Origin of the sequence: Thermococcus sp. LS1, assembly GCF_012027395.1 — an archaeon.
Taxonomy (GTDB): Archaea; Methanobacteriota_B; Thermococci; order Thermococcales; family Thermococcaceae; genus Thermococcus.
In genome coordinates this window covers 326502-339456 of the sequence record NZ_SNUJ01000002.1, presented here as the reverse complement: position 1 = coordinate 339456, position 12955 = coordinate 326502, and the positions used below count along the sequence as shown (strand labels likewise).

At 53.5% G+C, this 12955-nt stretch carries 14 protein-coding genes; 6 read left to right on the top strand and 8 right to left on the bottom strand.

All coding sequences use genetic code 11. The features are described 5' to 3' along the window. Positions 1-21 precede the first annotated feature (21 nt). Entirely contained in the window at positions 22-540 is a 519-nt protein-coding gene (locus E3E26_RS06300; protein ID WP_167900446.1) for a hypothetical protein, read from the top strand. Here the strand turns inward: E3E26_RS06300 and E3E26_RS06295 are convergent. From E3E26_RS06295 to E3E26_RS06285, 3 genes are read right to left on the bottom strand one after another with little or no spacing between them, the layout of a single operon-like run. Continuing rightward, entirely contained in the window at positions 525-1289 is a 765-nt protein-coding gene (locus tag E3E26_RS06295; RefSeq protein ID WP_167900445.1) for a sulfite exporter TauE/SafE family protein, read from the bottom strand. The genes E3E26_RS06300 and E3E26_RS06295 overlap by 16 nt on opposite strands. Positions 1290-1317: 28 nt before the next feature. Continuing rightward, positions 1318-2313: a M42 family metallopeptidase gene (locus E3E26_RS06290; protein ID WP_167900755.1), complete on the bottom strand. Its 996-nt coding sequence runs from the start codon at positions 2311-2313 to the stop codon at positions 1318-1320. Between the two features lie 10 nt (positions 2314-2323). Then, positions 2324-3325 (bottom strand): 2-hydroxyacid dehydrogenase, encoded by a 1002-nt coding sequence (locus E3E26_RS06285; protein ID WP_167900444.1) that lies wholly within the window; start codon positions 3323-3325, stop codon positions 2324-2326. 125 nt (positions 3326-3450) lie between these two features. Here E3E26_RS06285 and proS point away from each other — a divergent pair, with 125 nt between their 5' ends. Continuing rightward, positions 3451-4899, top strand: coding sequence for a proline--tRNA ligase (gene proS / locus E3E26_RS06280; protein WP_167900754.1), 1449 nt, complete (start codon positions 3451-3453; stop codon positions 4897-4899). Between the two features lie 77 nt (positions 4900-4976). On the opposite strand, the gene E3E26_RS06275 is transcribed toward proS, so the two are convergent. Next, the gene (locus E3E26_RS06275) at positions 4977-5363 is read right to left on the bottom strand and encodes a pyrolysin (RefSeq protein WP_167900443.1); all 387 of its coding nucleotides are present in this window, start codon (positions 5361-5363) and stop codon (positions 4977-4979) included. 91 nt (positions 5364-5454) lie between these two features. On the opposite strand from E3E26_RS06275, the gene E3E26_RS06270 reads away from it, so the two are divergent. Next, the gene (locus E3E26_RS06270; RefSeq protein WP_167900442.1) at positions 5455-7059 is read left to right on the top strand and encodes a carbamoyltransferase; all 1605 of its coding nucleotides are present in this window, start codon (positions 5455-5457) and stop codon (positions 7057-7059) included. Positions 7060-7138: 79 nt separating this feature from the next. Then, positions 7139-8308, top strand: a complete 1170-nt coding sequence (locus E3E26_RS06265) for a pyridoxal phosphate-dependent aminotransferase (protein WP_167900753.1) — start codon at positions 7139-7141, stop codon at positions 8306-8308. 4 nt (positions 8309-8312) lie between these two features. Here E3E26_RS06265 and E3E26_RS06260 read toward each other — a convergent pair whose 3' ends face one another. The 3 genes from E3E26_RS06260 to E3E26_RS06250 are packed head-to-tail and all read right to left on the bottom strand — an operon-like array spanning position 8313 to position 10374. After that, a complete protein-coding gene (locus tag E3E26_RS06260; protein ID WP_167900441.1) occupies positions 8313-8957 on the bottom strand; it encodes a YfcE family phosphodiesterase in 645 nt (214 codons plus the stop codon). Between the two features lie 14 nt (positions 8958-8971). Next, positions 8972-9829, bottom strand: coding sequence for a M48 family metalloprotease (locus E3E26_RS06255; RefSeq protein WP_167900440.1), 858 nt, complete (start codon positions 9827-9829; stop codon positions 8972-8974). 2 nt (positions 9830-9831) lie between these two features. Further along, positions 9832-10374: an adenylate kinase family protein gene (locus tag E3E26_RS06250; RefSeq protein ID WP_167900439.1), complete on the bottom strand. Its 543-nt coding sequence runs from the start codon at positions 10372-10374 to the stop codon at positions 9832-9834. A 139-nt stretch (positions 10375-10513) separates the two neighbouring features. Between E3E26_RS06250 and E3E26_RS06245 the strand changes: the two genes are divergently transcribed. Continuing rightward, on the top strand, positions 10514-10729 hold the full coding sequence (locus tag E3E26_RS06245; RefSeq protein ID WP_167900438.1) for a hypothetical protein: 216 nt from the start codon (positions 10514-10516) through the stop codon (positions 10727-10729). A 45-nt stretch (positions 10730-10774) separates the two neighbouring features. Here E3E26_RS06245 and E3E26_RS06240 read toward each other — a convergent pair whose 3' ends face one another. Continuing rightward, positions 10775-11992, bottom strand: a complete 1218-nt coding sequence (locus E3E26_RS06240; RefSeq protein WP_167900437.1) for a methionine adenosyltransferase — start codon at positions 11990-11992, stop codon at positions 10775-10777. A 335-nt stretch (positions 11993-12327) separates the two neighbouring features. On the opposite strand from E3E26_RS06240, the gene E3E26_RS06235 reads away from it, so the two are divergent. Beyond that, positions 12328-12945: a haloacid dehalogenase gene (locus E3E26_RS06235; RefSeq protein ID WP_167900436.1), complete on the top strand. Its 618-nt coding sequence runs from the start codon at positions 12328-12330 to the stop codon at positions 12943-12945. Positions 12946-12955 lie beyond the last annotated feature (10 nt).

The following is a 12955-nucleotide window of genomic DNA, read 5'->3' as shown; positions in this document are numbered from 1 at the left end:
TAAAAATCCTCCGGTGGTTCTATGAGGAGCTCAGAACTTAAGTTCTGGCTTTTAGTGGTTCTTGTCTTCGCCCTCACCCATCCCGGCTCTATCGCCTTCGCCAACTGGGACGCTCCCTACGGGTTTTATAAAGACCTTTCGGTCTGGCTCAGCTCCGTGGCAGGTGGATTGTTGCTGGTGCTCGCCTACGGTGTGCACGAGTGGAGAAATGGAAAGCTGAGTTCCCCGAACCTTCTTCTGGCGGCGATTCTGGTGGTTTCAACTGCCATAATCGGCTACCGTGCGGAGCTTACTCTCGGAGGGAAGATGGGTTACGGCAGTGGAAACATAGTGCTTTTCGTAATCGGGGGAGTCCTCGGATTTACGTTATCGATAATGCTCCTCCCGCTTTCCCTGCCCTACGCCCTCACAGGGGAGCTCTACTACCCCTACGACAGGCCGTTGCTGGTGGCGTGGCTCCTTACGGTGGCTTTGGCTGTTTTCCTCGGCGTTGCCTACGTAAAGGTAAGAAAGGCAGAGAGACCTCACGGCACAGGATAACCCAGCCCCTTCAGAATCATCCTCAGGGCAAGCAGAGCCATGACGACCGCAAAGGCGTTCTTCAGGTTCTTTGCTTTGGTTCTCTTGGCAATCCTTGCCCCGAGCTGGGCGCCGACTATCAAGCCCGGAATGAGGAGAACGAGCCAGTGAAGCTCAACGTTTCCGAGGGTGTAGTGCTTTATGGTACCAGCCATGGCGGTGAAGACTATGGCGAAGCTGGAAGTGGCCACCGCGTAGTGTATAGGGAGACCGAGCCACGTCAGGAAGGGCACGTTGATTATCCCTCCGCCAACGCCGAGCAGGCCGCTTGCTATTCCGGCGAAGAAACCTCCAAACGGAACGAGTCTATAGTCAACCTTCACGTCTTCAAGCCTTACCTCCGTTGGCTCCGCCGTTTTCTTGCGATAAATCCTGATTGCGACTATGATGAGCGTCGCACCGAATATGACCTTAAGCGTTCCAGCGCTTATGAAGCTCGTCATCCAGGCCCCAATGTATGCTCCAATCACTGCAGTACTAGCGAGCAGGAGGCCAATCTTGTAGTGTATCCTCTTCTGCCTCGAGTATGCGATGGCAGAGCTCAGTGAGGTAAAAACAACCGCAGCGGAGGACGTTCCCACTGCGTGGTGTATCTCAACCCCAAGCAGGTTAAGCGTTGGCACTATCAGAAAGCCCCCACCGAGGCCGAAGAGGGCCGCGAGGATCCCAATGAACACACCAACCGCGAAATAGCCAAGATATTTGAGCAATTGATCACCTCCGTTTTCTCAGCGTCTATCACAGCTCGAAAGCTATCGCCTCTATGAGCTTTATCAATGCCTCAAGGTCTTCCAAGTGGAGCGTCTCGACCTCGCTGTGGAGGTACTTTATGGGCACGCTCAGGGCCAAAACCTCGCTCTTGCTCTGGAAGACAGAAGCGTCTGTTCCTCCACCCGTTACACCTATCTGAATAGGTATATCGTTCTTCTCCGCTATTTCCCAGACCTTCCTAGCGAGCCTGCGAGTGTAAATTGCTGAGTTGTCTACGGCCCTTATGAGCGCCCCGCCACCGAGCTTCACATCTCCGGTCAGCTCGGAGCAGCAGGCAAAGGAATCGATGGCGAATGCGTACTTTGGAGAGTAGTGCTCCGCGAGGAACTTGGCTCCCTTGAGGCCTATCTCCTCCTGGACGGTGAAGGCAAAGATGAAGCGGCCGTTCAGATCGTGATCGACGAGGTCCTTAATAGCCTCGACAAGGGCAACCACACCGAAGCGGTCGTCCAAGGAGCGGGTCGAGACGTAGCGGTTGCTGAGCACCGCGAAGTGCTTCTTGAAGACCGCATAGTCCAGAACCTTGACTCCCATGTCGAGGGCTTCCTCCTTGCTCTCCGCTCCGATGTCAATGGTGAGCCTGTTCCATGGGACCGTATCGAACTTCCTCTCAAGGTTCAGGTGGACTGGCAAGGCTCCTATAACGCCGTCGAGCTTCCCGCTCTCGGTGATTACATCCACGTGCCTGCCGTAGAGGAGGCGGTCGTCTATTCCACCGATTTTCCTGAAGCGGAGCTTTCCATCGGGGGTTATGCCCGTAATCAGAAGCCCAATCTCGTCCATGTGGGCCATAAAGATGGCCTTGAGATCACCCTCGCCCAGCTCTACGATGAGGTTTCCGATAGTGTCCACAGTGCAGTCCGCGTAGGGCTCAAGCCATTCCATGAGCTTCTCCCTAACATTCTCCTCGTAGCCGGAAATACCGGGTATGGCGGTTATTTCCCTCAGCTCTTCAACGAGCATTTCCATCACCTCAGAGCATCTTTACCTCCTCAATCGGCCTGACCTTTAGAACCTCCCGATTAACTAGGTCTCCTAGAACCTCACCCCGGAGAACGGTGAGAAGGTTCTCCACAGCCCGAAAGCCCATGTCCTCCATTGCTTCCCTGCTCAGACCAGCGTGGTGCGGCGTTAGAACAGTCTCCCACTCCATGCCGAAGAGCTCGTGCTCGGTAACGGGCTCCCTCTCGAAGACGTCCGTGGCGTAGCCCTTCAGCTTTCCATCTTTCAGTGCCTTTACGAGGGCCTCCTCATCCACGAGGCTTCCGCGGCCGATGTTGACGAGGTATTTCCCTTCCATGAGCTTTAGGCGTTCCTCGTTGATGATGTGGTAGGTTTCCGGCGTTGCAGGGAGGGCCAAAACAACGATGTCAGCGCTTTTGAGAACCTCCTCGAGCGGGAGGTACTTCGCGTTAACCTCTTCTTCAATGTCTTTCTTCCTCGAGCGCGACCAGTACACCACTTCCGTGCCGAGCGCCTTGACTCGCCTCGCTATGGCCTTCCCTATCGCCCCCATGCCGAGTATCCCGACGGTTTTGCCGTAAACGGTCTCAATGTCCTTGAAGCCACTCCATATTACTGTGTGAGACTCCCACTTTCCAGCGCGTATGAACCTGTCGGTGTAGGCTATCTTCCTGAGGAGGGCTATCATAAGCCCGACGGCGAACTCGGCGACTGCCTCGCTTAGAACACCGCTAACCTTTGTGACGTATATTCCCCTCTCGGTGGCGGCCTTCACGTCGACGTGGTCGTAGCCGGCGGAATGGCAGCTTATAACTTTGAGCCTTTCGGCCCTCTCGATGACTTCACGCGGGATTGGGTTTAAGGGGGAAACAATTATCCCGTCGAATTCCCCAATCTTCTCCTTGAGCTCCTCAACACTTGGATATAGGAGCAGCTCAACGTCTGCGTGCTTTTTGAGTTCCTCTAAAGGCTTGCTCTTCATCTTGAAAAGAACCGCGACCTTGGGCCTCATGATATCACCTTAAGATGGTTATCGAAACGGACTATTAAGGTTTTTGCCCGAGGTTCGTCAGAATGTCCGCCGCCCCCCGGGAAAGCTTAAAAAGTTTTTTCGGCCTCTCACTTTAGGTGGTGTCGATGAAGGTTGAGCGCAAGAAGTGGAGCGAGGAGTTCAGCGAGTGGTACAACGAGCTGATTGAAACTGCCGGGATACAGGACAAGCGCTACCCGGTCAAGGGAATGAACATCTGGCTCCCGTACGGGCTTAAAATAATGCGCAACATTGAGAAGTTCATACATGCCGAGATGGAAAGAACCGGCCACGATGAGGTTCTCTTCCCGGCACTCATCCCTGAAACCGAGTTCCAGAAGGAAGCAGAACACATAGCGGGCTTTGAAGGTGAGGTCTTCTGGGTCACCCACGCAGGTCACGATCCCCTCGACATCAAGCTTATCCTCAGGCCGACGAGCGAGACTGCAATGTACTCAATGTTCGCTCTCTGGATTCGCTCACATGCCGACCTTCCTTTCAAGGTCTATCAGATAGTTAACACTTACCGCTACGAGACCAAGCACACGAGGCCGCTCATACGTGTCAGGGAAATCAGCAGGTTCTTCGAGGCCCACACGGCTCACGACAGCTTTGAGGATGCCGAGAGGCAGATAAAGGAGGATCTTGAGATATTCGACAACCTCGCCAAGTTCCTTGCGATTCCTTACATCGTCTCCAAGAGGCCCGACTGGGACAAGTTCCCGGGAGCTTACTATTCCCTCGGTGCCGAAGTAATGATGCCCGACGGCAGGACGCTCCAGATAGGAACGATGCACAACTACAGGCAGAACTTCGCAAAGGCCTACGAGATACTCTATGAGACCGAAACCGGTGACCACGAATACGTCCACCAGACAACATTCGGAATGAGCGAGAGGCTTCTCGCAGCTGTTATAGCAATCCACGGCGACGACAGGGGAATGGTTCTGCCACCGACGATAGCGCCGATCCAGGTAGTCATAGTACCGATTCCAAAGAAAGACGCCGAGGCAGATGTATTCGCCTACGCTCGCGAGATTGCCGAGGAACTTAGAACGGCCGGCTTGAGGGTGCATGTAGACGAGCGCGACATAAGGCCTGGCAGGAAGTTCTACGACTGGGAGCTCAAGGGCGTACCGCTTAGAATAGAGGTCGGCCCGAGAGACGTCGAAGGAAGGAAAGCAGTTCTGGCGAGACGTGACACGCTCACGAAGGAGACCGTTGAGAGAGATGGAATAGTCGAGGCTGTCAGGAGGACCCTTGACGAAATCCACGAGAACCTCTACAAGAGGGCTGAGGAGTTCCTCAGGACCCACATCAAGCGCGTTGACACCATCGAGGAGGCCAAGGCTGTCTTTGATGACAGGCGCGGAATAGTCGAGATTCCCTGGTGTGGCGAGGAGGAGTGCGGCCTGAAGATGGAGGAAGAGCTTGACGCCAAGATGCTCGGAACGCCCTATCCTGAGGAGAAGGCCAAGGAAGGCATCGAGGGTAAGAAGTGCCCCGTCTGCGGAAGAGAAGCCAAGTTCATTGCCAGGTTTGCCAGAACATACTGAGCTTTCCTTTCTATTCTCCTAAACTTCGCTTTTGAAGCACAGGTAGAAAACAGCTGAGAAAAGGAAATATGATAAAATCAGGCGCTCTCGTTCTCGATGACGGCTTCAAGGAGCTCGATGGCCTGCTCGATGTAGAGGTAGGCCTTCCTGATGTGGACGCTGAAGACAACCCAGCGCAGGCTCCTTCCCTCGTCTGGAATGCCGTACATCAGCGCCTTCTCGAACTCAGCGGTGGCGTTGGTGTAGAGCTCCATCGCAAGCTGGAGTGTCTCGTTGCTGACGTTGGCCTGGACGCTGAGGTTGTAGAGCTCGTTGAACTTCTCCTCATCGCTCTGGTAGAGGTAGTACCAGGCGATGGACTGCTTGATGAAGTTCTCATAGCTCCAAGTGGTGGCACCGGCGGTTCCCGCGAATGGGACAAGTGCCACCATCAAAACCGCAAGGAGTGCAACGGCCCTCTTCATGGTTCCACCTCCTTCAAATGTATTCATTCGGCAGGGCTTTTAAATTCTTCCCTCCCCTAATGTTTAAAAAACGAACATCGAATGCACGACCATGATTTTGGGAATTCACGACGGCCACGATGCGGGAGCTGTGCTGATAGACGGCGAGAGGATCTTCGCGGTTAACGAAGAGAGGCTGAACAGGGTTAAGAAGTACCGAGGATTTCCAACTCTCAGCGTGAGGAAAGTCCTAGAGATGGCGGGTGTTTCGCCCGAGGAAGTTGAAATCATAGCCGTTGCTGGCATCTTCCGGAAGCAGAAGCGACTCTTAGAGCTTGAGAACAACCTGCGCGTCATTTTCGGGCTGGATTTCAAGCGAAAGGTCCTCTTCGTCGAGCACCACCTCGCCCACTCCGCGAGTGCCTACTACACGAGCGGCTGGAAGGATGCTATAGCCCTGAGCATAGACGCCGCTGGAGATGGGTTGAGCTCATCAATCTACATCGCGAGAGATGGAGAGATGATTAAAATCGCCCAGAGCACCTATCTAGATTCCCTCGGCGACTTCTACGCATCTGTTACAGAGCTCCTTGGCTTTAAGCCAATGCGCCACGAGGGCAAGGTGATGAGCCTGGCAGCATACGGAAAGCCGACCTATGATCTGAGCAGCATCATAGAGCTGAACGGTTTAACCTTCGACAACCACCTCAAGCTCATAGGCGTTGAAGCTACGAGGAAGCTGGCCGAACTCTTCAGCTATCCCTTGAGCAGGGCGAAGGAAATAGCGAATCAGATGAAGCGCGGGAAGCTCGACGGGGAACTCCAAAGAAGGGCAATAGAGATAGCGGCCAGCGCTCAGGCACACCTCGAAAAGCTCATTGACGAGCTAGGCCTCACGCTGAAGGACTATGGCCTTCCGCTCGCCTACGCCGGCGGAGTTGCCCAGAACGTCAAGGCCAATGCCATTTTGAGAAAGCTCTTCCCAAGCTTGTGGGTGTTCCCGGCGATGGACGACGGAGGACTGGCTTTTGGAGCGGCAATCTTCGTCAAGGCACAGCTTGAGAGACTTGACGGCAAATGGAAACCATTCAAGCTTGAACACGTCTACCTTGGGCCAGACTACTCGAAGGAAGAGGTAGAGGGGTTCCTGAGGGGTGAGGGTGCCGAGTTCGAGGAAATAGACGACGTCCCGGGCTTCGTCACCGATTCCCTGATTGATGGAAAAATCGTCGCCTTTTTCCAGGGGAGGATGGAGTTCGGACCGAGGGCCTTGGGCAACCGCTCTATTTTAGCCGACCCAAGGGACGAGGGAGTTAAGGAGAGACTCAACGTGGCCCTAAAGCGCGACGTCTTCCAGCCGTTTGCTCCTTCGATGCTCGAGGAGAGAGCGAGAGAGTATCTGGCGGATCTCAACGGTGAGCCCAACAGGTTTATGACGATGAGCTACACTGCGAGCGAGGAGTTTAGAAGGGAAGCTCCAGCGGTTGTTCATGTGGATGGGACGACGAGGCCGCAGAGCGTTGTGAGGGAGCTCAACCCAGTTTACTACGACATCATAAAAGCCTTTGAGAGGAGAACGGGTCTTGGGGCGGTCTTAAACACCAGCTTCAACATGCACGGTGAACCAATAGTCTGCTCGCCGAAGGACGCGCTAGAGAGCTTCAGAAAGGCTGGGCTGGACGTGCTGATTCTCGAGGGATTTGTCGTTCATCAGTGAACTCCTCAGCACTTCGATGTCCATCTTTTCGCTGAGGTAAAGTTATAAACATTGGGCCGAAGAACTTTCGGTGATGTTCATGGCGCTGAGCGACAGGTTAGAACTCGTTAACCCTTCTGAGATCAGAAAACTTTTTGATCTCGCTCAGGGTGTTGAGGGTCTTATCTCACTTGGAATCGGTGAACCTGACTTTGACACTCCCGAGCACATAAAGGAGTATGCGAAAGAGGCCCTGGACAAGGGAATGACGCATTATAGCCCCAACGCTGGAATCATGATGCTCCGTGAGGCCGTCGCGTGGAAGCTCAAGGAGCAGAACGGCATCGAAGTTGACCCAAAGAGCCAGGTAATGATAACCGTCGGAGCCAACCAGGCGTTCATTCTGGGGCTTGCCGCGTTCCTCAGGAATAATGAGGAAGTTCTGATTCCGAGTCCAATGTTCGTCAGCTACGCTCCTGCAGTTCTTCTCGCGGGAGGGAAGCCGGTCGAAGTTCCTACCTACGAGGAGAACGAGTTCAGGCTGAGCGTTGATGACCTCGAGAAATACGTTACCGAGAAGACGAGAGCGCTTATCATAAACAGCCCGAACAACCCGACCGGGGCAGTTCTCACCAAGAAGGACGTGGAGGAAATTGCCGACTTCGCGGTGGAGCACGACCTTATCGTCTTCAGCGACGAGGTTTACGAGCACTTCGTTTACGACGATGTCAAAAACTACAGCATAGCGGCTCTCGACGGCATGTTCGAGAGGACGATAACGATAAACGGCTTCTCCAAAACCTTTGCCATGACCGGCTGGCGTCTCGGCTTCATCGCCGCGCCGGAGTGGATAATCGAAAAGATGACCCGCTTCCAGATGTACAACGCCACCTGTCCAGTGACCTTCGCCCAGTACGCCGCTGCAAAGGCCTTGAGAGACGAGAGGAGCTGGAAAGCCGTTGAGGAGATGAGAAAGGAGTACGAGAGGAGAAGAAACCTTGTCTGGAAGCGTCTCAACGAGATGGGCCTGCCGACGGTCAAACCGAAGGGAGCCTTCTACATATTCCCGCGCATAAGGGACACCGGACTCACGAGCAAAGAGTTCAGCGAGCTGATGCTCCTCGAGGCCAAAGTCGCCCTTGTTCCGGGAAGTGCTTTTGGAAAGGCCGGAGAGGGCTACATAAGGATAAGCTACGCGACTGCCTATGAACAGCTTGAGGAAGCTATGGATAGGATGGAGAAAGTTTTGAGGGAGAAGAAACTCGTCTGAGATTTTATATCTTTTCCAGCTTCGCCTTTACTTCTTCTCCAACATCAACCACCGCATAGTAGCCCCTGAAGAGTGGTCCAGGATTCACGATGAGGGTTTCTCCAATCCTGTCTATCCCCCTGCCCTCGTGGATGTGGCCGCAGACCACAAGTGGGGGTTGCTTCTCCTCGATGAACTCACGGAGGGCTCTGCTGCCTACGTGAATGCCAGAATGGACTCTGTCCGCAATGGTATTGTACGGAGGCACATGAGAAAGGATTATGTCTCCGTCGTGATAGTTTTGCTCGAGAATATCTCTAATCTCTTCCTCGCTAAGCTCCCAGACGGTGTTAAATGGCGTTATGTTCGAGCCGCCTATCCCTATAATACCAAGCCCATTGAGCTCGGCCCTTTTATTGTGAACGGTTATCCCCAGCTTCTCCAGAAGCCCTGGAACGTCCCTTCCATCGCAGTTACCGTGGACGGCTATTATCGGTTTTCCGAGGTTCATGATGGGTTCAAGTACCTTCTCAGCAGTCTCAGCGCCAGTGAAATGCGTGAGATCCCCCGCTATGAGAAGAGCATCGAAGTCCTCATTTTGCACCGTTTCAGCGAGCTTTTTTGACATCCTACTGTTCCCGTGTATGTCCGTTACAGCGAGGAGCCTCATGAGATCACCCCCATTTAGGTGTAGGTATCCATCTGCTCCGCGAGCTTCATCAATCGTTCAATTCTCTTCTCGATTGGAGGATGGGCCGATACCAGCTTGGCTAGACTCCCCCTGAAGGGGTTCACAATAAAGATCGGCGCCGTTGCAAGGTTTCCTCCCTTCATGGGCCTGAAGGAGACGGCTTTATCTATTTTAAGCAACGCACTCGCAAGTGCCAGGGGTTTGCCGCTTATCCTGGCGGCGCTCTCATCAGCCAAGTACTCCCTTGATCTACCCAGGCCAAGCCAGAGGATTCCAGCGGCGAATGGTGCCAAGAGTCCTAAGAGTAGACCTTTTTGTGAGTCTTCCATTTTTCCACCAGAGAATAACCTTGGAATGCTCCTAATCCAATAAGCGACTCCCAGTATTGAACCTGCTATCACTGAGGCAATCGTCTGCACGAGAGTATCACGGTGTTTAATATGAGCGACTTCATGGGCTATGACGCTCTCTATCTCCTCTGGATCAAGCATCCTTAAAAGCCCGTAAGTCAGCACGATGATGCTGTGTTTGGAATTCCTGCCCGTAGAAAATGCGTTGGGTGTCCCGACGGGTGCAAGTGCCAGTTTGGGTGTCGGAATCCCAGCTTTGGCGGAGAGTTTACTCACCATCTCATAGAGATATGGATAATCCCTCTCATTGACGATTCTAACCCGGTACCACTTCAGCACGATTCTATCGCCGTACCAGTATACCACGAAGCTCAGAAGGATAGAAAAGATCAGTGCAACGATAATACCGATCAAATTGACAAGAAGATAACCCACCACGCTCAGTAGAGCGGTAATGAGTGCCATAACTGTCAGAGTCCTGACCCACATAAGGGTCCCCATATTTAATCACCCCCCAGCATCAGGTACTGAACCACCTCGTCGTACGCCTCACTCCAGTCCACGATTCCAACACGTTTCTTTGCCCCGCTTTTAAGCAGTGTTAGGATCTCCTCGACGACTTCTTCGGGGGTTTTACCTGTTGTATCCACTTCCAGGACCCTTTCGTTCTCTTCGAGGGCCTCCACAAGGATTACATCAACCAGCTCAGCCTCGACATTCTCGGCCAGCTTCTTTTTGTGGTATCCCCGGACTTTGAGCCTTTCGGCGATGAGTTTGGGATGAGCCCTCAGGACGATAACAACGTCGGCCGGCGCAAAGTGGCTGAGATGGCCGTCCAAGACAACGTTCCTACCCGAGAACTCCTCGCGCACAACACGAGCAAGCTCATCAACGTCTATCTCAATCTCGTCACTAACCCTCTCACCTATCCCCTTTGAGAGAGCCAGCTCCTTCACGCTCACGTATTCGTAACCCAATCTCTCGCTCAGGAGCTTTGATACCGTAGTTTTACCAACGCCGGGAGTGCCACTTACTGAGATTATCATCGATTTACCCCCGAGAACTTATCGTAGCTTCTGACCCGAAGTTTATATGCTTGTTCCTCGTTAATCGTCGAAGTTTAGTATGGCATTCAGCGAAAACCTTTTAAGGTCTGAGGGTGCTATAGACTTCAGGTGAGTCGGAATGGAGAGGCTCAAATTGCTCCGGAAAAAGTTGCATGTTGTGAAGAAGCAGAAGGAGCTCCTCATGCTTGAGGAGGCCAAGCTTATTAGACTTGCGCGCCAGAAGAAGGCCGCCGCAAAGCAACTTGCCAAGGTCAAAAAGGAAAAAGCCATTCTCATGGCCGAGGAGGCCAGACTCGTTAGGGTTCTCAAGCAGAACGGATATCCAGCTCTCTGACAACTCCTTCACTTTAAAAACTTTTGAAGAAAAGAGAGGGTGAGCTCAGAAGACGTTGAGCTTGTCCTCGAGGATCATCTTCTGTATCTTGGTTATGTCATCAAGCCAGGCGTTAGCTATCTCGTAGGCCGGCTTCTGGATGGTATCAATGGAGTACCCCTTCTTTGGTATGATCTGGACGCTGGTGACAAGCGGCTGGTCGATGGGCTTGCCTATCTGGCTGAGTATCCTGACGTAGACCTCTTCAACTCCCTCAACCTGCTCGGCAATGTCGTTGGCGATGAGCATTGAAAGGAGGTTGTATATCTTTCCGACGTGGCTGACAGGGTTCTTTCCAGCGGCAGCCTCCATGCTCATGTGTCTGTTCGGGGTGATGAGACCGTTTACGCGGTTGCCCCTTCCAACGCTTCCGTCGTCACCGGCTTCGGCGCTGGTTCCGGTGACGGTGATGTAGTAGATGCCCTTCTCCGGGTCGTCAGCGGTGTTGACGTAGATGTTGACCTTCCTCTCAGTGTGGGCCTCGGCAACGTCCTTGGCGGCTTCATAGATTGCCTCCTTGACGGCTAAGTAGTCGTCCAGATTCTGGACTTCGCTGTCGACTATGGCAGCGGCGATGGTGATGTCTATCTCGTCGCCCTTCCTGAGGCCCATAACCTTGATGTCCTCGCCGACAGCCGGCCATTTCTTCTTGAACTCGTCGCTGTTGAGACGCCTCTCTGTCTCAAGGACTATCCTCTCGGTCTCGCTGAGCGGGGCGTAGCCAACACCGAAGGAGGTGTCGTTGGCGAGCGGAATCGGGGTCTCCTTAGCCTTGTTGAAGACTCCGACGAGGTCAACGCTTCCCTGACCGATGCGGGAGTCGATGACGACGTGGTAGTCGAGATCAAGGTGTCTGACGGCATTCTTCAGGTACTCCCTAGCAGCCTTTATGGCAACCTCGTGGACAGGGAACATCTCCCTGTCGATTATCTCGACGGCCCTACCGGAGAGGAGGATGTATATTGGCTTGATGACCTCACCGCCGCCGAAGCGTGGGTAGGCCTTACCGCCGACGACCTCGACCTGGTCAGTGTTGTGGTGGAGGATGATACCATAGCGCTTTATGTACTCCCTGCTCAGGGCTCTGCTGACGGCCTCGGCTATGCCATCGGCTATGCTGTCCGGGTGGCCTATACCCTTCCTCTCGACGAGCTCGACCTTCTGCATCTCAACCGGCGTTCTAACGAGCTCCTCAACCACTATGTTCCTAACCTTCTCAGGCATGAGCGTCACCTCGAATCTTGTCGTCTTGGACGGGTCTGTTCATCAGCTTATATAATTTTCGGCATGAATTAGGCAGACTAATATTCCTACCAGTCATGAAATCCGAAACCCTTAAAATTTTTTCCGAAAATTCTCCACAACGGGAGCATCCGACACGCCCGGTGGCCCGACCGTGGGAGCGTCCCGATGGGGTGCCGTGAGCACGAGGGACGATGCCGGGCGGACAGGGCTTGGCCTCCGGACCGCCGGAGATTGCCGCGGGGCACTCCATGAGGGCGGGGGATCAGCCAAGCCCACATTTTTAAGGCCTTTCTCGAACTCTCCTCGGTGAGATTATGGAACTGAAGGAGATTATTGACAAGATTAGAGAAGTTCTTGACGAGAAGGACTCACTTCGGGAGGATGCCCTAAGGATAACAAGAGAAATCGTCCGCCTGAGCGGAGACACAATAAAAGCCCTTCACAGGGGAGACGCTAAGACTGCCGAAGAAAGGCTCAACATTGCGCGCGAAAAGGTTAATCATCTGAAGGAGAAGCTGAAAGACCATCCAGACCTATACTTCACGGGCTACGTTCAGAGCGCCCATCAGGAGTTCGTGGAGGCAACTCTGTTCTACAGCTACATAACCGGAAAAGACTTTCCCTCTCCGGAGGAGCTTGCCGTACCTCACGCTGATTACGCGCTCGGCATAGGCGACTTCATAGGCGAGTTGAGGAGGTACTTTCTGCTTCTGCTCCTCGACGGAAATATTGAAGATGCCGAAAAAGTTTATCGCTTCATGGAAGAAACTTACGAGGAGCTCATGACGCTCGAGTATCCAAAAGGCCTGGTGAATGTGAGGCAGAAGCAGGATCAGGCGCGACATATACTCGAAAGAACCCTCGAGGACCTGACGAGGGCGAAGCTCAACAGGAACCTTGAGGAGAAGCTCGGGAAGGTGTTAAATGATTAACGAATTACAT